Genomic DNA, 24914 nt, shown 5'->3' with positions numbered 1-24914 from the left:
GGGGCATTCATGTCGGATACGTACACCGGTGGTTCCGAGGCCTTCGCGATCATCGGGTACGCGTGCAGGCTGCCCGGCGCGCCCGGACCGGCACCGCTGTGGGACCTGCTCGCCACGGGGACCGACGCGATCACCGACATCCCCTCCGACCGCGCGCGCGTTCCCTCGGTCACACGCGGCGGGTTCATCGAACGGGCCGCGGACTTCGACGCCGGCTTCTTCGGCATGTCCCCGCGCGAGGCCGCCGCCACCGACCCGCAGCAGCGCCTCGCCCTCGAACTCGCCTGGGAGGCGCTGGAGGACGCCCGGCACCTCCCCGCCGGCCTGAGCGGCAGCCGCACCGGCGTCTTCCTCGGCGCCATCTGGGACGACTACGCCGCACTCCTGCACCGTGCGGGGGACGCGGGCATCGACCGGCACTCCATGCCGGGACTGCAGCGCGGCCTCATCGCCAACCGCCTGTCCTACACCCTCGGGCTGCACGGCCCCAGCCTCACCGTGGACGCCGGCCAGTCCTCCTCCCTGGTCTCCGTCCACCTCGCCTGCGAGAGCCTGGCGCGCGGCGAGTCCGAGCTGGCCCTCGCCGGTGGTGTCAACCTCGTCCTGGCCCCCGACAGCACCGTCTCCGCGCTGCGCTTCGGCGGACTCTCCCCGGACGGCCGCTGCTTCACCTTCGACGCACGCGCCAACGGGTTCGTACGCGGTGAGGGCGGTGGGGTCGTCGTCCTCAAGCCGCTGGCCCGGGCCCTCACCGACGGCGACCGGATCCACGCGGTCGTCCACGGCAGCGCCGTCAACAACGACGGCGGCGGGCCCAGCCTCACCACCCCCAGCGCCGCCGCCCAGGAGGCCGTCCTGCGCGCAGCACACGCCCGCGCCGGGATCGCCCCGGACGCGATCGGCTACGTCGAACTGCACGGCACCGGCACCCCGGTCGGCGACCCCGTCGAGGCCGCCGCCCTCGGCGCCGCCCTCGGCACCGCACGCACCGCGCCGCTGCCGGTCGGCTCGGTGAAGACCAACATCGGGCACCTCGAGGGCGCGGCCGGCGTCGCGGGCCTGCTGAAGGCCACGCTCGTCGTCGAGCGGGGCGTCGTCCCCCCGAGCCTCAACTTCGCCTCCCCGCCCGCCGGTATCCCGTTGGAACGGCTGAACCTGCGGGTGCAGACCGGGACGAGCCCGTTGGGCGGCGAGGGATTCGTCGGGGTCAGCTCCTTCGGCATGGGAGGGACCAACTGCCACCTGGTGCTGGGCCCCGCACCCGACCCGGTGGCCCGGCCGGCCACCGAGCCGCCGGCTCCAACAGCCGACGGGACCACTCCTCCCGTGCCCGTGCTGGTCTCCGGCCACACCGCGCAGGCGCTGCGCGCCCAGGCCGCCCGGCTGAAGGACGCGGTGGAGGGAGCGGACCTGGCCGTGGCGGACGTGGCGCACTCGCTGGCCACCACCCGCACCCGCTTCGCCCGGCGCGCCGTGCTCCTCGCCGAGGACCGGGAGCAGCTGCTCGCCCAGCTCTCCGCGGTGGCCGCCGGACTGCCGGCGACGGGCGTCAGCGAGGGCGCCGCGCGCACCGGACGGCTGGCCATGATCTTCTCCGGGCAGGGTTCGCAGTGGCCCGCCATGGCCACCGGACTCCTCGACACCGACGAGGTGTTCACCGGTGCGATCCACGCCTGCGCGGAGGCGCTCGCCCCGCACACCGACTTCTCGCTGACGGACGTCCTGCGCGGTGCCGAGGGCGCGCCCACGCTGGAGCGGGTCGACGTCGTGCAGCCCGCGCTCTTCGCCGTGATGGTGGCGCTGGCGGAGACCTGGCGGTCACTGGGTGTCGTCCCCGACGCCGTCGCCGGACACTCCCAGGGCGAGATCGCCGCGGCCTGCGTGGCGGGCGCGCTGTCGCTGCCGGACGCGGCCAAGGTGGTCGCCCTGCGCAGCCGCGCCATCGGCGCCCTGGCCGGACAGGGCGGGATGCTGTCCGTGCAGGCCGGGGCGGCACAGGTCCGCCCGTGGCTGGAGACCGCGCCCGCCCTCTCGATCGCCGCCGACAACGGACCCAGCGCGGCCGTGGTCTCCGGACCGGTCGACGCCCTCGACGACTTCGCGGCACGGTGCGCGACGTACGGCGTCGAGACCAGGCGCGTACCGGTGGACTACGCCTCGCACTCCTCGCACGTCGAGCTGGTCCGGGACGAGCTGCTGACCGCGCTCGCGGACATCGCACCGCGGACCTCCGAGGTGCCGTTCCTCTCCACCGTCACCGGCGAGTGGACCGACACGGCCGGCCTGGACGCCGCCTACTGGTACCGGAACCTGCGGTCCACCGTCGAGTTCGCCACCGCCGTCCGGCGGCTCGCCGACGAGGACTTCCGCTTCATCGTCGAAACCACCCCGCACCCGGTGCTGGTGGCCGCCGTACGCGACACCCTGGCCGAGCTGGACGCGCCCGACACCGCGGTGGTCGGCTCGCTGCGGCGCGGCGACGGGGGGCGCGCGCGGCTGCTCGCCTCCGCCGCCGAACTGCTCGCCCACGGCCGCGACGTCCGGCTGCCCGCCCCGCCGGGCACGGTCGTGGACCTGCCCACGTACGCCTTCCAGCGAGAGCGCCACTGGCGGCCCGGCGAGGCCGCCGCGCTCTGGAACGGCACCGGCGAATCCGTCCGGGACGCCGCCGACCCGGCCACCGGCGCCGATCCGGACACGGCCACCACCCCGGACGACTCACTGCGCGACCGGCTGCGCGCCCTCTCGCCGCAGTCCGCCCGCAGTACGGTGCGCGAGCTGATCCGGTCCCACGCCGCCGTCGTCGGCGGGTTCGCCGCAGCCGGGGACGTGGACCCGGAACAGACCTTCAAGGCCCTCGGGATCGCCTCCCTGACCCTGGTCGAGCTGCGGACGCGGCTCGCCGCGGCCACCGGGCTCACCCTGCCGCCCACCTTCCTCTTCGACCACCCCACCCCGGCCGCGGCCGCCCGCCACCTGTGCGACGCGCTGCGCGGTGAGGACGCCGCCCGCCCCTCCCGCGCCACGCCCGCCCCGCAGCCCGCCGACGCCGACGACCCCGTCGTCATCGTCTCCATGGCCTGCCGCTTCCCCGGCGGCATCGACTCGCCCGCGGCGCTGTGGGATGCGCTGAGCGAGGGCCGCGAGGTACTGACCGGCCTTCCCGAGGACCGGGGCTGGCAGCCTGCCCTGGCCGCCCTGGACACCGCACTTCCCACGGCCGGCGGGTTCCTGGACGACATCGCGGGCTTCGACGCCGGGCTCTTCGGCATCTCGCCGCGCGAGGCCGTCGCCATGGACCCGCAGCAGCGGTTGCTCCTCGAGGTCACGTGGGAGGCGCTGGAGCGGCTCGGCACCGACCCGGCCGACGTGCGCGGCAGCCGCACCGGCGTCTTCGTCGGGGCCACCGCGCAGGACTACGGCCCCCGGATGCACGAGCCCGCCGAGAGTTCCGAGGGCTACCTGCTGACCGGTACGACCGCGAGCGTCGCCTCCGGCCGGATCGCCTACGCCTTCGCGTTCGACGGTCCGGCGGTGACCGTGGACACCGCGTGTTCGTCGTCGCTGGTGGCGCTGCACCTGGCGGCGCAGTCGCTGCGCGCGGGGGAGTGCTCCACGGCCCTGGCGGGTGGCGTCACCCTGATGGCGACGCCCGGTGTCCTCGTCGAGTTCGCGCGGCAGGACGGCCTCTCCCCGGACGGCCGCTGCAAGGCGTTCGGAGCACGGGCCGACGGCACCGGGTGGTCCGAGGGCGCGGGCATGCTCGTCCTGCGCCGCCGGTCCGACGCGCTGGCCGACGGGCAGCAGGTGCTGGCCGTGCTGCGGGGCTCCGCCGTCAACTCCGACGGGGCCTCCAACGGGCTGACCGCACCCAACGGCCTGGCCCAGCGGCGGGTCATCCGGGCGGCCCTCGACGCGGCCGGCCTGGAACCCTCCGACGTCGACGTGGTGGAGGCGCACGGCACCGGGACACGGCTGGGCGACCCGATCGAGGCGCAGGCGCTGCTGGCCACCTACGGGCAGGACCGGGACGCGGAACGCCCGCTGTGGCTGGGGTCGTTGAAGTCCAACATCGGGCACACCCAGTCCGCCGCCGGTGTCGCCGGCGTCATCAAGACGGTCCTGGCGCTGCGGCACGGCGTGCTGCCCCGCACCCTGCACGCCGACGAGCCGACGCCGCACGTGGACTGGTCGGCGGGCGCCGTGCGGCTGCTCACCGAGCACGTGACCCTGCCTCCCGCGGACCGGCCGTACCGGGCGGGTGTCTCCTCGTTCGGCATCAGCGGCACCAACGCTCACGCGGTCATCGAGGCGGCACCCGAACCGGCCGTCCCGGACGAGGAAGAACCCGAGCCCCGCCTCGCGCTGCCCGTACTCCTCTCCGGGCACGGGGCCGCCGCCCTGCGCGCCCAGGCGGCCCGGCTGCGCGCCTTCCTGGACGCCGAACCGTCCGTACCGACGACCGCGATCGCCCGGTCGTTGGCGACCACCCGCTTCCCCCTGGACCACCGCGCGGCCCTCTTCGCGGCCGACCGCGAGGAACTCGCGTCCCGCCTGGACGCGGTGACGGAGGGCCACGACGCGACCGGTGTGCTGCACGGGGTCGCGTCACCCGGGCGCACGGGGTTCCTGTTCACCGGTCAGGGTTCGCAGCGGTTGGGGATGGGCCGGGAGCTGTACGGGGCGTTTCCGGTGTTCGCGGATGCCTTCGACGCGGTCTGTGCGGGCGTCGATCTCGAGCGTCCGTTGCGGGAGGTGGTGTTCGGCGAGGACGCGGGGCTGCTGGAGCGGACGGTTTACGCGCAGGCGGGGCTGTTCGCGCTGGAGGTCGCGTTGTTCCGGCTGGCGGAGTCCTGGGGCGTCGTCCCGGATGTGCTGGTGGGCCATTCGATCGGTGAGCTGGCGGCGGTGCACTGCGCGGGAGTGCTGTCGCTCGACGATGCCTGCGCGTTGGTGTCCGCTCGGGGGCGGTTGATGGACGCGTTGCCCGAGGGCGGGGCGATGCTGGCCGTGGAGGTGGCCGAGAAGGGTCTGGAGCTGCCTGACGGGGTGGACCTGGCGGCGGTCAACGGACCCACGTCGGTGACGGTCTCGGGCGGGGCGGAGGCGATCGCGGAGCTGGAGGAGCGGCTGCGGGCCCAGGAGATACGCGTCAAACGGCTGTCGGTCTCGCACGCCTTCCACTCCCGCCTGATGGAGCCCATGCTGGCCGACTTCGCCGCCGTCGCGGAGTCGCTGACCTACCACGCCCCCCGGATCCCGGTCCGCACCACCGCCCCGGGTGCGATCGACACCCCGGAGTACTGGGTGGGGCAGATACGCGAGCCCGTCCGATTCGCCGACGCACTCGCCTCGCTCCCCGAGGTGCGGACCTTCCTGGAACTCGGCCCCGACGGTGTCCTGTCCGCCCTCGTCCCGGTCCTCCTGGAGGAGGCCGTCGCCGTGCCGCTGCTGCGTCGCGGCCAGGACGGCACCGGGCCCGCCCACGCCGCCGCGGTGCTGTGGACCCGCGGCGTGCCACTGGACTGGGCGGCCGTCGCCGGTGCGGGCGCCTCCCGCGTCGTGGAACTACCCTCCTACGCCTTCCAGCGCACCCGCTACTGGACCTCCCGGACCGCCTCCACCACCGCACTCGCCGCCGCGGGCGTGGACACGGCCGGCCATCCGCTGCTGGGCGCCGTCGTGCCCCTGGCGGGCGACGGCGGGCTGGTCTGGACCGGCGTCGTCGGACTCGCCACCCACCCCTGGCTGGCCGACCACGTGGTCCACGGCCGGGTCGTGCTGCCCGGAACCGCCCTCGTCGATCTCGCCCTCCACGCGGGAGCCGGCGCGGGGCTGCCGGGACTCGCCGAGCTGACCCTGCGCGAGCCCCTGGTCCTGCCCGAGCAGGGCGCCGTCCAGCTCCAGATGACGGTGGCCGAGCGGACCGTCGAGATCCACAGCCGTCCCGACGGCGATGCCGGTGCGCTCTGGACCACCCACGCCGCCGGCGTCCTGGAGCCGGTCCGCCCGCTCGTGGACGCCACCGGGACACGCGACCCCTGGCACCCCACGGGTACGGCCACCGCACCCGGTTACGACGCGCTCACGGCCGCCGGCCTCTCCTACGGCCCCGCCTTCCGGGGCCTGCGCGCCGCCTGGCGCGACGGGGACACGGTGTACGCGGAGGTCGAGCTGCCCGAAGGGCCGCAGGCCCCGCTGTACGACGCCGCGCTCCACGCGCTCGGTGCCACCGGCCTGCTCCGCGAGGACGGCGCGACCCTGCTGCCGTTCGCCTGGTCCGGCGTGACCCGGCACGCCCTCGACGCCACCGCGCTGCGCGTCACCCTGACCCGGCGCGGTGCCGACGAGTACGCGGTCCGCCTCGCCGACCCGGCGGGCGCGCCCGTGCTGACGGTGCGGTCGCTCGCCCTCCGGCCCGTGACCGCCGACCGGCTGGGCGACACGGCCTCCGGGGTGCTCCACGGCGTCGACTGGACCCCCGCAGGCGACGGGGACCGCGAAGTGCCGTACGCGGCCGTACCGGTGGGCCCCACCGACCTCCTCGACACGGTCACCGCGGCGGGCTCCTTCCCCGGCCCGGCCACCCTGGCGGACGTGGCGGCCGTGCCCGGCACGGTGCTCGCCTGCGTGGGCGCCGGCCCGGAGCCGTCCGCGACCGGCGCGGCCCTCGCACGGCGCACACACGACACGGTCACCGCCGTACTCGGCCTGGTGCGCGACTGGGTGGACGACGAGCGCCGCTCCGGCAGCCGGCTGCTGGTCGTCACCCGGAACGCCGTCGCCACGGCCGACGGTGAGAGCGTCGATCCCGCCGCCGCCGCGGTCTGGGGCCTGCTGCGGTCCGCGCAGGCCGAACACCCGGGCCGGTTCGGCCTCGCGGACCTGGACGGCACGGCCGCTTCGGCCGCCGCCCTCGCCGCCGGTCTGCCCGCCGACACACCCCAGGCCGCCCTCCGTGCCGGCACCCCGCTGACCCCGCTCGCGTCCCGGCTGCGGGCCGGAGCCAACCCGCCGTGGGGCCCGCACGACACCGTTCTGATCACCGGCGGCACCGGGGCGCTCGGCGCCCGCGTCGCCCGCCACCTGGTCTCCGCGCACCAGGTCGCGGGTCTGGTGCTGCTCAGCCGGCGCGGCCCGGAGGCGCCGGGTGCCGCCGCCCTCGCTGCCGAACTGACCGCGCGGGGCGCCACCGTCGTGGTCGTCGCCGGTGACGCCGCCGACCGGGGCGACCTCGACCAGGTGCTCGCCGACCACCCAGTCACCGCCGTCGTCCACACCGCGGGCGTCCTCGACGACGGCCTGCTCACCTCGCTGACACCCGAACGCGCTGCCGCGGTGCTGCGCCCCAAGGCCGAGGCGGCCGCCCTCCTCGACGAGGCGACCCGCGGTCTCGGCCTCACCTCCTTCGTCCTGTTCTCGTCCGTGGCCGCTGCCTTCGGCACCGCCGGCCAGGCGTCGTACGCGGCGGCCAACGCCTTCCTCGACGGGCTCGCCGCCCGCCGCCGCGCCGAGCACCTGCCCGCCGTCGCGGTGGGCTGGGGGCTGTGGGGCGGAACCGAGGGCATGGCCGCCGGACTCGGCACGACGGACCGCGCGCGCTTCGCCGCGCTGGGCGGCGCGCTCGACCCGGACCGGGGCGTGCGGCTGCTCGACGCGGCCGTGACCGCCGGGCCCGCCCACGTCCTGGCCACGGCCGCCGAACCCGCCCCCGGCGACGGTTACGTACCGCCGCTGCTGCGACACCTGGCGCGCCCCGTGCTCCGTTCGGCCGCCGCCCGGTCGTCCGCGGGCACCGACGGCCTCGCCGCACTGCCCGAGCCCGAGCGGACGCGCGCCGTCGAGGAACTGGTACGGACGACCGTCGCGGCCGTGCTGGGACACTCCTCCGGTACCGGAGTGGACACCGGCCGCACCTTCAAGGACCTCGGTTTCGACTCCCTCACCGGCGTCGAACTGCGCAACCGGCTGGCCGCCGCCACCGGACTGCGGTTGGCCGCCACCCTGGTCTTCTCCCACCCCAGCCCCGCCGCGCTGACCGCCCACCTCCGCGAGGAGCTGAGCGGTACCACCGCGGACCCGGCCGTACCGCGCTCGCGGAACGCCGCCGGTGCGGACGAGCCGATCGCCGTCGTCGCGATGAGCTGCCGCTACCCGGGCGGTGTGGACGGCCCCGAGGAACTCTGGCGGATGGTCCGGGAGGGCCGCGACGGCATCACCGGCTTTCCCACCGACCGCGGCTGGGACCTCGCGCGCCTCCACGATCCCGACCCGTCCAGCCCCGGCACCACCTACGCACGACACGGCGGCTTCCTGCACGATGCCGCCGACTTCGACGCGGAGCTGTTCGGCATCTCGCCGCGCGAGGCGCTGGCGATGGACCCCCAGCAGCGGCTTCTGCTGGAGCTGTCCTGGGAGGCCTTCGAGCGGGCCGGCATCGACCCGACCGGCCTGCGCGGCAGCGACACCGGTGTCTTCGCCGGCGTCATGTACCACGACTACGCGCATGCCGCCGAGGCCCTTCCCGAGACCGAGGGCTACCGGGCCACCGGGGGCGCCGGCAGCGTGGTGTCCGGTCGGATCGCCTACACGTACGGGCTGGAGGGCCCGGCCGTGACCGTGGACACGGCGTGTTCGTCGTCCCTGGTGGCGCTGCACCTGGCCGCGAGGTCACTGCGTGCGGGCGAGTGCTCGATGGCCGTCGTCGGCGGCGTCACCGTGATGTCCGCACCCGGCGTGTTCGTGGACTTCAGCAAGCAGCGGGGACTCGCGCCCGACGGCCGCTGCAAGTCCTTCTCGGCCGACGCGGACGGCACCGGCTGGTCGGAGGGCGCCGGGGTGCTGCTGGTGGAGCGGCTGTCCGACGCGCGACGCCACGGGCACACCGTCCTCGCGGTGGTGCGCGGCTCGGCCGTCAACCAGGACGGCGCGTCCAACGGTCTCACGGCCCCTAACGGCCCCTCGCAGCAGCGGGTCATCCGCGCCGCTCTCGCCGACGCCGGCCTGGCGCCCGGCGACGTGGACATGGTGGAGGCGCACGGTACGGGCACGAAGCTGGGCGACCCGGTCGAGGCGGAGGCGCTGCTGGCCACGTACGGGCAGGGCCGGGACGCGGAACGACCGCTGTGGCTCGGGTCGTTGAAGTCCAACATCGGGCACACCCAGGCGGCGGCGGGTGTCGGCGGCATCATCAAGACGATCCTGGCGCTGCGCCACGGCGTGCTGCCCCGCACCCTGCACGCCGACGAACCCTCGTCGCACGTGGACTGGTCGGCGGGAGCGGTGGAACTGCTCACCGAGGAGCGGGAGTGGCCGTCGGCCGGGCGACCCCGCCGCGCGGCGGTCTCGTCGTTCGGGATCAGCGGCACCAACGCACACACCGTGATCGAACAGGCACCGGACGAGGGCGAACCCGTCCCCCGCCGGGACACCCGAGTGCCGGACACGCTCGTGCCCTGGGTGCTGAGCGGTGCCTCGCCGGAGGGACTGCGCGCCCAGGCGGCCCGGCTGCGCGAAGCGGCCGCGGCCGAGGAGCCGGCCGACATCGGGCTCTCCCTGGCGACCCGGCGCGCGGCACTGGAGCACCGGGCGGTGGTGCTGGGGACGGGCCGCGAGGAACTGCTGCGCGCACTGGACGCGCTGGCGGCCGGACGCGGCAACGCGCCGGCCGGAGTCGCCTCGCCCGGGCGCACGGGGTTCCTCTTCACTGGTCAGGGTTCGCAGCGGTCGGGGATGGGGCGGGAGCTGTACGGGGCGTTTCCGGTGTTCGCGGAGGCTTTCGACGCGGTGTGTGCGCGGGTGGATGTGGGGTGTCCGTTGCGGGAGGTGGTGTTCGGCGAGGACGCCGGGTTGTTGGAGCGGACGGTGTTCGCGCAGGCGGGGTTGTTCGCGTTGGAGGTGGCGCTGTTCCGGCTGGTGGAGTCGTGGGGTGTGGTGCCGGATGTGCTGGTGGGTCACTCGGTGGGGGAGATAGCCGCGGCGCACTGCGCGGGAGTGTTGTCGCTCGACGATGCCTGCGTGCTGGTGTCGGCGCGGGGGCGGTTGATGGACGCGCTGCCCGAGGGTGGGGCGATGCTGGCCGTGGAGGTGGCCGAGGGCGAGTTGCAGTTGCCTGACGGTGTGGAGCTGGCGGCGGTGAACGGGCCCATGTCGGTGACGGTGTCGGGGGAGGCGGAGGCGGTCGCAGGGCTGGAGGAGCGGCTTCGGGTGCAGGGCGTGCGGGTGAAACGGCTGGCGGTCTCGCACGCCTTCCACTCCCGCCTGATGGAGCCGATGCTGGCGGACTTCGCCGCCGTGGCCCAGTCGTTGACCTACCAGGCCCCGCAGATCCCGGTGGACACCACCGCCCCCGGCGACCTGGCCACGCCCGGGTACTGGGTGGGGCAGGTACGCGAGCCCGTCCGTTTCGCCGACGCGGTGCGCCGTGCTCACGAGGCCGGCGCCACCCGTTTCCTGGAACTCGGCCCCGACGGCCCCCTGTCCGCCCTCGTCGCGCACCTCACCGAGGATGTCACCGCCGTCCCCGCCCTGCGCTCCGGCCACGACGAGCACACCACGCTGCTGCGCGGCGTCGCCGAGATGTACGTACACGGCGCCGACATCGCCTGGGACAGGTACTTCGCGCCGCTCGGGGGCCACGCCGTCGAGTTGCCGACCTATGCCTTCCAGCGCCGGCGCTACTGGCCCGACACCGCGGCCGACGGCGGCGGCACGGCCCCCCGGGAACGGGCCGAGGCCGGATTCTGGACGGCCGTCGCCGGGCGCGAGGTAGACCGGCTCGCCGACACCCTGGGCCTGCCCGACGACGAAGCACGGCGCGGACTGGCCGACCTGATGCCGCACCTCGCGTCCTGGCACGACCGCCGGCGCACCGAGGCGGCCGTCGGTTCCTGGTACTACCGGGCGGTCTGGCGGCCCGTCGCTCCGGCGCCCACCGTGCTCGACGGCGTCTGGCTCGTCGTCGGCCCGGACAGCCCGGTCAACGCTGACACCCCGGTCGGCGCGGACGCCCCGGACGCCCTGGACGCGCAGGTCGCCGACGCGCTGCGCCGCAGCGGCGCCACCGTGCTCGCCCTCCCGGACCCTCGCGTCGACCGGACCGCCCTCGCCGACCGGTTGCGCTCCTGCGGCGAACTCGCGGGCGTCGTCTCGCTGCTGGGGACCGACACCGGCGTCTCGCGCACGGGGGCGGCCCTCGGCCGGGGGCTGGCCGCCACCCTGACGCTCACCCAGGCCTGCGCAGACACCGATGTCCCGCTGTGGACCGTCACCCGGGGCGCGGTCTCGACCGGCCGCTCCGACGGCCCACCCGACCCCGCCCAAGCCCAGATCTGGGGATTCGGCCGGGGAGCCGCCCTCGAACTCCCGCACGTCTGGGGCGGGTTGGTCGACCTGCCCGAGATCCTGGATGCCCGTGCGGGGAACCGGCTCTGCGCCGTACTCGCTGCCGGCGGCGCACGTGCCGGCGACGGAGAGGACCAAGTGGCGATCCGGGCCGAAGGCGTCTTCGCCCGCCGCCTCGTCGCTGCCGCACCGATCTCCCCGACCGCGGCCCCCGTACCCCGCACCGGCGGCACCGTGCTGGTCACCGGCGGAACCGGCGCGCTCGGTGCCCAGGTGGCCCGCCTGCTCGCCGCGCGCGGCCACAGCCGGCTGCTGCTCGTCAGCAGGCGCGGCCCCGAGGCGCCCGGCGTCGCGGAGCTGGCCGCCGAACTGGCGGCAGCGGGCACCACGGCGACGGCCGTGGCCTGCGACGCAGCCGACCACGACGCGCTCGCCGCCCTGCTCGCCGAGATACCGGAGGAGCACCGGCTCACCGCCGTCGTGCACGCGGCCGGTGTGCTGGACGACGGCGTACTCGACAGCCTGACACCCGAACGTTTCGAACAGGTGCTCCGGGCCAAGACCCTGGCCGCCGAGAACCTCGACACCCTCACCCGTGACCTCCCGCTCGACGCCTTCGTCCTCTTCTCGTCCTTCACCGGCGCCGTCGGCACGGCGGGCCAGGCCAACTACGCCGCCGCCAACGCCCACCTCGACGCACTCGCCGAGCGCCGCCGCGCCCAGGGGCTGCCCGCCACGTCGATCGGCTGGGGGCCGTGGGCGGAGACCGGCATGGCCGAGGACGAGGCGCTCACCCAGCGGCTGCGTCGTTCCGGACTGACCCCCCTTCCACCGGACCTCGCCGTCACCGTCCTCGGCCGGATGCTCGACGCCGCGGACGGCGACGGGACGGCCGACGCCGCCGCCGCCGTCGTCGTCGCGGACGTCAACTGGAGGCGGTTCGCCACCGGCTTCACCGCGGCACGCCCCAGCCCGCTGCTGCGCGAACTCGTCCCCGCCGCCACACCGGACGGTGCCGACGACTCCGGCGACGCTACCGGCCTCGCGGCGCGCCTCGCCGCCGCCGGTGAGGGCGAGCGACGCCGGATCACCGAGGAACTGGTACGCACCCTGGCGGCCTTCGTGCTGGGCCACGGTACGGCGGCCACCGTCGCGCCCGACAAGGCCTTCCGCGACCTGGGCTTCGACTCACTCACCGCCGTCGAGCTGCGCAACGCCCTGCGCGCCGCCACCGGGCTCCCGCTCCCGGCGGGCCTGATCTTCGACCACCCCACACCGGCCGCCCTCGCCACCCGGCTGCGCGCCGAACTGACCGGCGGCACCGGGACCGCCGCCACCGCGACCCCTGGCCTCCCCGCGCCCGCCGCGCCCCAGGACCCCGTCGCCATCGTCGCGATGGGTTGCCGGTTCCCCGGCGCGGCCACCCCGGAGGAGTTCTGGGATCTGCTCTCCCGAGGTCTCGACCTGGTGGGCGACTTCCCCGTCGACCGGGGCTGGGACCTGCGCGACGCCCCCGACTTCGCGCGTCGCGGTGGCTTCCTGCCCGACGCGGCCGGCTTCGACGCGGACCTGTTCGGCGTCTCCCCCCGCGAGGCGCAGGCCATGGACCCGCAGCAGCGGCTGATGCTGGAGATCTCCTGGGAGACCTTCGAGCGGGCCGGCCTGGACCCCGCCTCCCTCCAGGGCAGCCGTGTCGGCGTCTTCGTGGGCACGAACGGCCAGGACTACGCCGGGCTGTTCCCCGCCACCGGATCAGGGCTGGAGGGCCATGTGGCCACCGGCAGCGCGGCCAGCGTGCTGTCCGGCCGGATCTCCTACACGTACGGGCTGGAGGGCCCGGCCGTCACGGTGGACACCGCCTGCTCGTCGTCCCTGGTCGCCCTGCACCTGGCGGCGCAGTCACTGCGGTCGGGGGAGTGCTCGATGGCGCTCGCCGGCGGTGTCACGGTCATGGCCGCGCCCACCGCGTTCCTGGAGTTCGCCCACCAGCGCGGCCTTGCGGCCGACGGGCGCTGCAAGGCCTTCTCGGCCGACGCGGACGGCACCGGTTGGGGTGAGGGCGCCGGGCTGGTGCTGCTGGAGCGGCTCTCGGACGCCCGGGCCCAGGGCCACCGCGTGCTCGGGCTGCTGCGGGGCAGCGCGGTCAACCAGGACGGCGCGTCCAACGGCCTGACCGCGCCGAACGGCCCCGCGCAGCAGCGGGTGATCCGCGCCGCGCTGAACTCGGCCGGGCTGTGGCCCTCGGAGGTCGACGCGGTGGAGGCACACGGCACCGGTACGAGGCTCGGCGACCCGATCGAGGCGGAGGCGCTGCTCGCGACGTACGGCAAGGACCGCTCGGAACCCCTCCACCTGGGGTCGGTGAAGTCGAACATCGGCCACACCCAGGCGGCCGCGGGCATCGCCGGCGTCATCAAGATGCTGCTGGCGATGGACCACGGCGAGCTGCCCCGCACCCTGCACGCGGCGGAACCGTCACCGTCGGTCGACTGGGACTCGGGCAGCCTGAGCCTCCTCACCGAGACCACTCCGTGGACGCCCAGGCCCGACCGGCCGCGCCGGGCGGCCGTCTCCTCGTTCGGGATCAGCGGCACGAACGCCCATGTCGTCCTGGAACAGGCCGATGTCGCCGTACCCTCGGCGCCGGCCCAGGACTCCGTACTGCCGTGGGCCTTCTCGGCCCACTCCGGCGCGGCGCTGAACGCGCGGGCGAAGGGGCTCCTGACGCTGTGCGACGACCCCGGCGTCTCCGGTGTCGCGGTGGGCCGGGCACTCGCCACGACGAGCCTCGGCCTGGCACACCGCGCCGTCGTGCTCGCCGAGGACATCGCGGGGTACGCCGAGGGCCTGACGGCGCTGACGACGGACGAGCCGTCCGCCAGGGCCGTCCGAGGAACAGCCCGTGAGGGATCCACGGCGCTGCTGTTCTCGGGTCAGGGTTCGCAGCGGTTGGGGATGGGCCGGGAGCTGTACGGGGCTTTCCCGGTGTTCGCGGATGCCTTCGACGCGGTGTGTGCGCGGGTGGATCTCGAGCGTCCGTTGCGTGAGGTGGTGTTCGGCGAGGACGCGGGGCTGCTGGAGCGGACGGTCTACGCGCAGGCGGGGCTGTTCGCGCTGGAAGTGGCGTTGTTCCGGTTGCTGGAGTCGTGGGGTGTGACCCCGGATGTGCTGGTGGGGCATTCGATCGGTGAGCTGGCCGCCGCGCACTGCGCGGGAGTGCTGTCGCTCGACGATGCCTGCGTGCTGGTGTCGGCGCGGGGGCGGTTGATGGACGCGCTGTCCGAGGGTGGGGCGATGCTGGCCGTGGAGGTGGCGGAGTCCGAGTTGCCGTTGCCGGACGGGGTGGACTTGGCGGCGGTCAACGGGCCGACGTCGGTGACGGTGTCCGGTGAGGCGGCAGCGATCGCGGAACTGGAGGAGCGACTCCGGGCGCGGGAGATCCGCGTCAAGCGCCTCGCGGTCTCGCACGCGTTCCACTCCCGCCTGATGGAGCCGATGCTGGCCGACTTCGCGGCCGTGGCGCGGTCGTTGACCTACCAGGCCCCGCAGATCCCGGTCCTCACCACCGCCCCCGGTGACCTGGCCACCCCCGAGTACTGGGTGGGCCAGGTGCGCGAGCCGGTCCGCTTCGCCGACGCGCTCGGCCGTGCTCACGAGGCCGGCGCCACCCGCTTCCTGGAACTCGGCCCCGACGGCGTCCTCAGCGGCCTCGCCCCCGGTGCGGTGCCCGCGATGCGCCGGCGCCGTCCGGAGGTGGAGTCCCTGTTCGCGGCCGTCGCGCGGCTGTGGGTCGGGGGGATGGCGGTGGACCTGGCGGCGGTGTTCCCCGAGGCCCCGCCCGTCACTCTGCCGCCCTACCCCTTCCAGCACACCCGCTTCTGGCCCGAAGCCGTTCCGGCCGGGCACCGCACCGCTTCCGGAGAGGGGCGGTACGAGGTCCGCTGGGTGCCGGTGACCGAAGAAGCCGCCCGGCCGACCGGCACGTGGTTCCTGGTCACGCCGCCCGGCGAGGACGGCGGCGCCGATGCCGGCGCCGACGACATCAGCCGCGCGCTGCACCGCGCCGGCGCACGTACCCTCGTCATCCCCGGAGGCACCGACCGCGCCAGTCTCGCGACCCGGCTCCGCGCCGCGACGGCGGAGACCACCCCGGCCGGTGTGCTGGCTCTGCCACCCGCCACGGGCTCCGACGCCCTGCCCTCCGTGGTCGCCCTCGTGCAGGCGCTCGACGACGCGGCCGTGACGGGCCCGCTGTGGTGCGCCACCCGGGGCGCGGTGCGGGTCTCCACGGACGACCCGGGGCCCGACCCCGACCAGGCGGCCGTCTGGGGCTTCGGCAGGGTCGCGGCCCTGGAGATGCCCCGCGGCTGGGGCGGCCTGGTCGATCTCCCCGCCGACTGGGACGACCGGGCCGGCGTACGGCTGGCCGCGCTGCTCGGCGCCGACGGCCCCGAGGACCAGGTGGCGATCCGCCGGACCGGTGTACTCGGCAGGCGCCTCGTCGAGAGCGCCCCCGGCGACGGGGACCGTACGCCCGTCGAGTGGCGGCCGGCCGGCACCGTGCTGGTCACCGGAGGTACCGGCGCACTCGGCGCGCACACCGCCCGGCTGCTCGCCCGGCAGGGCGTGGCGCACCTGGTGCTCGTCGGGCGCCGGGGCCCGGACGCGCCCGGTGCCGGTGAACTCGCCGCCGAACTGACCGCCCTCGGCAGCCGCGTCACCCTCGCCGCCTGCGAGGTCACCGACCGCGCCGCGCTCGCCGGGGTACTCGCCGGCATACCCGAGGAACTGCCGCTCACCGGCGTCGTGCACGCGGCGGGGACGGTGGACGACGGAGTGATCGGCTCGCTCACCCCGGGCCGGGTCGGGGACGCGGTGCACGCACGCCTGGCGGCCGTCCGCCACCTCGACGAACTGACCGCGGACCATGAGCTGGACGCGTTCGTGCTGTACACCTCCTTCGCCGGGGTCGTCGGCAACCTCGGCCAGGCCGCCTACGCCGCGGGCAACGCCGCGCTGGACGCCTTCGCCGAGCGGCGCCGAGCGGCCGGGCGCACCGCCACGGCGCTCGCGTGGGGACCCTGGGCCGGAGCGGGCGTGGGCGCGGGCACGGCCGCGGGCGAGCAGCAGCAGCGCACCGGCGTCACACCGCTGCCGCCCGAGCAGGCCCTCCTGTCGCTGGCGGCGGCGCTCGCCGAGCAGCGGACGACGCTCTGCGTGGCCGGCATCGACTGGAGCCGCTTCGGCCCGGTCCTGGAAGCGGGGCGCGGCGGGCGCCTGCTCGAGCTGCTGCCCGCCGCGGTCAGGCCCGCGCCGCCCGCCCCCGACCGGCAGGGGCCGGGCCTGGCCGAACGGCTGGCCGGGGCGCCGCGGGCGGAGCAGGAACGCATCCTGGTCGACCTGGTGGTCTCCCGGACCGCCGCGGTACTCGGCCACGGCACCCCGGCCGCCATCGACCCGGACCGGCACTTCCGCGACCTGGGCACCGACTCGGTGATGGCCGTCGAACTGCGCAACCTGCTCGACGTCGCCACCGGGCAGACCCTGCCCGCGACCCTGGTGTTCGACCACCCGACCCCCGCCGCCCTCGCCACGCACCTGCGCGGCCTCCTCGTGAGCGGCCCGGCCGCCCCGGCGGGCGGCGAGAACGCGGTCGCCCGGCTGGACCAGCTCGAGGCGGCGCTCGCCGAGACCCCCCTCGACGGCACGGAGACGGCGGTCCTGCTCGCCCGCCTGCGCGACCTCACCGACCGGCTCGGCGCCGCGGCGACCGTGCCACCCGCCCGCTCCGAGCCCAAGACCGCGGACCTCGACCTGGCCGCGGCGAGCGCCGACGACCTCTTCGACCTCATCCACAACGAATTCGGCAAGTCCTGACGCCATGTACGGTCCTGCCCGCTGGGAGTCGCTCTGATGACGAACGAAGAGAAGCTGCTCGACCACCTGAAGTTCGTCACGGGTGAGCTGCGGCAGGCGCACCAGGAGCTGCGCGCACAGCGGGAGCGGGACTCCGAGCCCATCGCCATCGTGTCCATGGCCTGCCGCTTCCCCGGCGGCGTCCGCACCCCGGAACAGCTGTGGCAGCTGGTCACCGAGGGTCGCGACGCGGTCGGCCCCTTCCCCACCGACCGCGGCTGGGACCTGGACGCACTGCTCGACCCGGACCCCGAGCGGCCCGGAAGCAGCTACGGTCACGAGGGCGGATTCCTCCACGAGGCCGCCGAGTTCGACGCCGGGCTCTTCGAGATATCGCCGCGCGAGGCCGTCGCCATGGACCCGCAGCAGCGGCTGCTCCTGGAGACCTCGTGGGAGGTCTTCGAGCGGGCCGGCATCGACCCGAAATCGGTGCGCGGCGGCCGGATCGGCGTGTTCGCCGCCACCAACGGCCAGGACTACGCCACCGCGCTCGCCGCCGACCCGCAGGCGGCCGAGGGCTATCTCGCCACCGGCGCCGTCGCGAGCGTGCTGTCCGGACGGCTCTCGTACGTCTTCGGGCTGGAAGGCCCCGCTCTCACCGTGGACACCGCGTGCTCGGCGTCCCTGGTGGCGCTGCACCTGGCCGTGCAGTCGCTGCGCAGGGGCGAGTGCACCATGGCTCTCGCGGGCGGCGTCACGGTCATGGCCACGCCTGCCGCGTTCGTCGAGTTCTCCCGTCAGCGGGGGCTGGCGGCCGACGGCCGGTGCAAGGCCTTCGGGGACGGCGCGGACGGCACCGGCTGGGGCGAGGGCGTCGGGATGCTGTTGGTGGAGCGGCTCTCGGACGCCGTACGCAACGGCCACGAGGTGCTGGCGGTGGTCCGCGGTTCGGCCGTCAACCAGGACGGCGCCTCCAACGGGCTCACCGCGCCGAACGGCCCCTCGCAGCAGCGGGTCATCCGTGACGCGCTGGCCTCGGCGGGCCTGGCGCCCTCCGACGTGGACCTGGTCGAGGCGCACGGCACCGGCACGAGGCTCGGCGACCCGATCGAGGCGCAGGCGCTGCTGGCCGCCTACGGCCGGGGCCGCCCCGCCGACCGCCCGCTGTGGCTCGGCTCGGTGAAGTCCAACATCGCCCACACCCAGGCCGCCGCCGGTGTCGCCGGCGTCATCAAGACGGTCATGGCGCTGCGGCACGGGGTGCTGCCCCGTACCCTGCACGCCGACGAGCCCACCCGGCAGGTGGACTGGTCGACCGGCGCCGTACGGCTCCTCACCGAGAACCGCCCCTGGCCCGGCCCCGACCGGACCAGACGCGCCGCCGTCTCCTCCTTCGGGGTGAGCGGCACCAATGCGCACACGGTGCTGGAGCAGGCGCCCGAACCCGACCCCGAGACCGGGGAGAGCCCGGCCGGGCCGCCGCCCACGGCCCCCGAACCGCCGCTGATCCCGCTCCCGCTCTCCGCCGGCACCCAGCGCGCTCTGCGCCGGCAGGCGGTGGCACTCCACGCGCACCTGGCCGAGCGGCCCGAGGCACGCCTGGCCGACCTCGGCCACTCGCTGGCCACCACCCGCGCGTCGCTGGCCGCGCGGACCGTCGTACTGGCGGCGGGGCGCGACGACGCGCTGCGGGCGCTCGCGGACCTCGGCGAGGGCACGGTCCCGCCGGAGGCGGAGTCCGGCACGGCGGCACCCGGGCGCACGGCGTTCCTGTTCTCGGGGCAGGGCGCGCAGCGGGTGGGGATGGGACGGGGGCTGTACGAGGCCTTCCCCGTGTTCGCCGAAGCGCTCGACGCGGTCTGTGCACAGGTCCAACTCCCGCGGCCCTTGAAGGACGTGCTGTTCGGGGAGGACGCGGAGCTTCTGGCACGCACCGCGTACACGCAGCCCGCTCTGTTCGCCGTCGAGGTGGCGTTGTTCCGGTCGGTGGAGTCCTGGGGGCTGGCCCCGGACATGCTGGTGGGCCACTCGATCGGTGAACTCGCCGCCGCGCACCTCGCCGGGGTGCTCTCGTTGGAGGACGCGTGCGCCCTGGTGTCGGCGCGCGCCCGGCTGATGGACGCGTTGCCGCGGGGCGGCGCGATGCTCGCCGTCGAAGCGGCCGAGGACGGGCTGGAACTGCCCGACGGGATCGACGTGGCGGCGGTCAACGGGCCCACCTCGGTCACCGTCTCCGGGCACGCCGACGCGATCGGCGCCCTGGAGGAGCGGTTCCGGACACGGGGTGTGCGGGTGAAACGGCTGGCGGTCTCGCACGCGTTCCACTCGCGCCTGATGGAGCCGATGCTCGACGAGTTCGCCGCCGTCGCCCGGTCGTTGACGTACCGTGCCCCGACGCTCCCCGTCGTCACCACCGCCCCCGGGGACCCGGCCACCCCCGAGTACTGGGTCGGGCAGATCGTCGCACCCGTCCGTTTCGCGGACGCCGTGCGCCGGGCCCACGGGTTCGGCGCCACCCGCTTCCTCGAACTCGGCCCGGACCGGTCCCTGTCCGCCCTCGTGCCGTACCTCGTCGAGGACGCGACCGCCGTGCCCACCCTGGGCTCCGGCCCTGACGAGGCCGCCTCGCTGCTGCACGGCATCGCGCGGATCCACGTGCACGGCGCCCCCGTCGACTGGGCGCCGCTCGGCACGGCGGGAGCCCGACGCGTGGAACTCCCCACGTACCCGTTCGAACGACAGGCGTACTGGCCCGACGTCCGGCTGAGTGCCGGGGACCTGACCTCCGCAGGCCTCGGCGCGACGGGGCACCCGCTGCTGGGCGCCGCCGTGTGGCCGGCCGTCGGGGGAGGGGTGCTGCTCACCGGTCGGCTCTCCGCCGCCACGCACGGCTGGCTCACCGACCACACGATCCTCGGCGGTGTCCTCGTCCCGGGTACCGCGTTCGTCGAACTCGCCTGGCAGGCCGGGGAACACGTCGGCTGCGGGACCGTGGACGACCTCACCCTCACCGCGCCGCTCGTGCTGCCCGCGCGCGGCGGTGTGCAGATCCAGGTCAGCGCCGGAGCTGAGCGCGAGGACGGCACTCGCCCTCTGGAGATCCACTCGCGTCCCGACGGCGAGGAGGAATGGACCGGCCACGCCGTCGGACAGCTCGCCGCCGCTCCGACCGCCACTCCGGCCGGCACCGTGCGGACCTGGCCCCCGGAGGCCGAGCCGGTGGACCTCGACGGCTTCTACGAGCGGGCCACGGGGGCCGGTTTCGCGTACGGTCCCGTCTTCCAGGGGCTGAAGGCCGCCTGGCGGGCGGGCGATGAGCTGTACGCCGAGGTGGAGCTGCCCGAGTCCGCCCACCGCGAGGCGGGCCGCTGCGGACTGCACCCGGCCCTGTTCGACGCCGCGCTGCACCTCACCGGCCTCGACCCGGACCGGGCCGGGCTGCCCTTCGCCTGGCAAGGCGCCACCCTGCACGCGACCGGCGCCACCCGGGCCCGCGTCCACCTCGCCCCCGTCGGCGCGGACGCCTGGACGCTGCGGATCAGCGACCCCGAGGGCACCCCCGTCGCCACCGTCGAGTCGCTCACCCTGCGGGCCGCGACCGCCGTCGGCCCGCGCCACGACGACTCGCTGTTCCTCCTCGACTGGACGCCGGTGCCCGTGCCCGGGCCGTCCCGGCGGGCATCGCTCGCCCTGGCCACCGACGGACTCGGCGCCTTCCTGGACGGGTTCTCCGGTGCCGCACCCGACCTCGTCGCCTGGCCCGTGGCGGAAGCGGACACCGAGGGCGCCGTCACCGAGGTCCTGGCCGGCATCCAGGCGTGGCTGGCCGACGAGCGGTTCGCCGCATCCCGGCTGGTGCTGATCACCCGCCGTGCCGTGGCCGCGGTACCCGGTGACGACGTCACCGGCCTGTCCGGGGCGGCCGTCGGCGGTCTCGTACGCTCCGCGCAGGCCGAGCACCCCGACCGGTTCGTCCTGCTGGACAGCGACAGCGACAGCGACACCGACTCCGGCAGCGGGACCGAAACCGAGACCGGGACCGGCACCGACATCCACACCGACGCCGACCTGCTCGCCGTGCTCACGGACGGCGACGAACCCTGGCTCGCCCGGCGCGGCGGCACCCTGCTCGCCCCCAGGCTGGCCCGCGCCTCGGCGTCCGGCGCACTCGCCGTGCCCGACACGGAGGGCTGGCGACTCACCGCCGACCACGCCTCCGGCTCCCTCCGCGACCTGGCCCTGGCGCCCGCCGCCGAGGCGACCGCGGAGCTGGCGCCGGGCGAGGTACGGGTCGAGGTGCGTGCGGCGGGGGTGAACTTCCGCGACGTGCTGATCGCGCTCGGGCAGTACCCGGACCCCACGGCCCTCATGGGGTCGGAGGCCGCGGGAGTCGTGGTCGAGGTCGGCCCCGGTGTCGGGGACCTCGCACCGGGCGACCGCGTCTTCGGCCTGTTCCAGGGGGGCTTCGGGCCGCTGGCGGTGGTGGACCGGCGGATGGTGGCGCCGGTCCCGCCGGAGTGGACCTTCTCGGACGCGGCCTCGGTGCCGATGGCCTTCCTGACGTCCTACTACGCGCTGGTCGACCTGGCAGGGCTGACCGCCGGCGAGTCGGTGCTGGTCCACGCCGCCGCCGGTGGCGTGGGGATGGCCGCCGTACAGGTCGCACGGCACCTGGGCGCCGAGGTGTACGGGACGGCCTCACCGGCGAAGTGGGCGGCGACCGGACTGGACCCGGCCCACCTCGCCTCCTCGCGCGACCTGGGCTTCGAGCGGGCCTTCGCACAGCGCACCGACGGGCGCGGCGTGGACGTCGTCCTCAACGCGCTGGCAGGCGAGTTCGTCGACGCCTCGGCGCGGTTGCTGGCCCCCGGCGGCCGCTTCGTGGAGATGGGCAAGGCGGACCTGCGCGACCCGGACTCGTTCGGCGACCGCCGCTACCGCTCCTTCGACCTCGGCGAGGCAGGGCCGGACCGGTTGCAGGAGATGCTGCGGGAGATCCTGGAGCTGTTCCGCGCCGGCCGGTTCACCTTGCTGCCCGCGCGGGCGTGGGACGTCCGGCAGGCGCCGGAGGTCTTCCGGCACGTCGCCTCGGGCGGCCACGTCGGCAAGAACGTCCTGATGCTGCCGCGGGCCCTCGACCCGGAGGGCACGGTCCTGATCACCGGTGGCACCGGCACCCTCGGATCGCTGCTGGCCCGGCACCTGGTCGAGCACCGGGGCGTACGACACCTGGTCCTCACGAGCCGGAGCGGTCCCGCCGCGCCCGGCGCGCGGGAGCTGGCGGAGCGACTCGGCGCGCTCGGCGCCCAGGTGCGGGTGGCCGCCTGCGACGCCACCGACCGGGAGGCCCTGGCCGGACTGCTGGCCGGCCTCCCCGCCGAACACCCGCTCACCGGGGTCGTGCACGCGGCCGGTGTCGCCGACGACGGTGTCATCGAGGCGCTGACGCCCGAGCGGGTCACCGGCGTGCTGCGCCCCAAGGTCCAGGCCGCGCTCGCCCTGCACGAACTGACCGCGGGCCACGACCTGGCCCTGTTCACCGTCTACGCGTCCGCGTCCTCCGCCTTCGGCTCCCCGGGCCAGGCCAACTACGCCGCCGCCAACGCCTTCCTGGAGGCGCTGGCCCAGCACCGCCGGACCCGGGGACTCGCCGCGACCGCGCTCGGCTGGGGCCTGTGGGCCGAGGAGAGCGCCATCAGCGGCGGCCTCGGTACCACCGGTCTCGCCCGCGCCACCCGCGTCGGCGGCGCGCTCTCCGCCGACGAAGGACTCGCCCTCTTCGACGCCGCCCACACCACCGGTCTGCCGTACCTGCTCCCGCTGCGCTTCGACGCGTCCGTCGCCCGGACCCTGCGGCCCGTGCCCGCGCTCCTGCGCGGCCTGGTACGCGCCCCCGCGCGCCGCGCCGCCGGTACCGTCACCGGCGGTTCGGGTCTCGCCGAACGCCTCGCCGCGCTCCCCGCCGCCGAACAGCGCCGCCTGCTCACCGGACTGGTGTGCGCCGAGGCCGCGACCGTCCTCGGTCACACGGGCGCGGACGCGGTCGCCCCGGACCGGGTGTTCAAGGAACTCGGATTCGACTCGCTGACCTCCGTCGAACTGCGCAACCGCATCAACGCGGCCACCGGCCTGCGCCTGCCCGCGACGCTGCTGTTCGACCATCCCACCCCGGCCGCGCTCGCCGACCACCTCGGCACCGAACTGGTCGGCGAGGTCGGGCCGGCGCACCGGGCCACCACCGGCTCCGCCACCGACCACGGCGAGCCGATCGCGATCATCGGCATGTCGTGCCGGTTGCCCGGCGGTGTCCGGTCGCCCGCGGACCTGTGGCGGCTCGTGCACGCCGGAGAGGACGCCATCACCGCCTTCCCGACCGACCGAGGCTGGGACATCGACACCACGGACCTGCCGTACGCGCCGCTCGGCGGGTTCCTCGACGACGTGGCCGGGTTCGACGCCGGGCTGTTCGGGATCTCGCCGCGCGAGGCGATGGTGATGGACCCCCAGCAGCGCCTGCTGCTGGAGACGGCATGGGAGGCGTTCGAGGCAGCGGGGCTCGACCCCCTCGCGGTCGCCGGTGAGCCGATCGGCGTGTTCGCGGGCGCCACTTCCTCCTACTACGGCCTCGACAAGCCCCTCCCGGAGGACGTCGCCGGCTACCAGCTCACCGGCGGCGCCACCAGTGTCCTCTCCGGCCGGGTGGCGTACTCGTTCGGCCTGGAAGGGCCCGCCGTCACAGTGGACACGGCGTGCTCGTCGTCCCTGGTGGCGTTGCACCTCGCGGTGCAGGCGCTGCGGGGCGGTGAGTGCGACATGGCCCTGGCCGGTGGAGTGACGGTGATGGCCGGCTTCGGGGTGTTCAGCGAGTTCAGCCGCCTGGACGGACTGGCCGAGGACGCGCGGTGCAAGGCGTTCGCGGAGGCCGCGGACGGCACGGGCTGGTCCGAAGGCGTCGGCCTGCTGCTGGTGGAGCGGTTGTCCGACGCGGTGCGCCGGGGACACGAGGTGCTGGCGGTGGTGCGGGGGAGTGCCGTCAACCAGGACGGTGCGTCGAACGGTCTGACGGCGCCCAATGGCCCCTCGCAGGAGCGGGTGATCCGGCAGGCGTTGGCCAACGCGCGTCTTGAGGCGTCGGACGTGGACGTGGTGGAGGCGCACGGGACCGGGACCAGGCTGGGCGACCCGATCGAGGCGCAGGCGCTGCTCGCGACGTACGGACAGGGCCGGGACGAGGACCGTCCGGTCTGGCTGGGTTCGGTCAAGTCGAACATCGGGCACACGCAGTCGGCCGCGGGTGTGGCGGGCGTCATCAAGATGGTGCAGGCGCTGCGCTCCGGAGTGGTCCCCGCGACCTTGCACGTGGAGGAACCGACATCGCATGTCGACTGGTCGGCCGGCGGAATCCGGCTGGCGGTCGAGTCGCGGGCGTGGCCCGAGACGGGACGCGCGCGTCGGGCGGGTGTGTCGTCGTTCGGGATGAGCGGCACCAACGCGCACGTGATCCTCGAACAGGCCGGGCCGGTGGCGATCGAGGTGCCGGAGTCCGGGGTGGCTCGCGGCGGGGTGGTGCCCTTGGTCGTGTCGGCGCGGTCGGCGGGCGCGCTGTCGGGCCAGGCGGATCGGTTGCGGGAGCTGGTCTCCGGTGCGTCCGGACCCGACCTGGTGGACGTGGGCTGGTCGCTGTTGTCGCGGGCGGGGTTGGAGCAGCGCGCGGT

At 75.5% G+C, this 24914-nt stretch carries 2 protein-coding genes; both read left to right on the top strand.

From position 1 onward, the window contains the following. Positions 1-9 precede the first annotated feature (9 nt). Positions 10-17220, top strand: a complete 17211-nt coding sequence (locus ACZ6EG_RS33690; RefSeq protein WP_469610387.1) for a type I polyketide synthase — start codon at positions 10-12, stop codon at positions 17218-17220. A gap of 21 nt (positions 17221-17241) precedes the next feature. Next, a partial coding sequence (locus ACZ6EG_RS33685; RefSeq protein WP_469610397.1) for an SDR family NAD(P)-dependent oxidoreductase occupies positions 17242-24914 on the top strand: 7673 nt, incomplete at its 3' end.

Source organism: Streptomyces sp. NPDC041968 (assembly GCF_055589025.1).
This window is presented reverse-complemented; position numbering and strand designations above follow the sequence as displayed.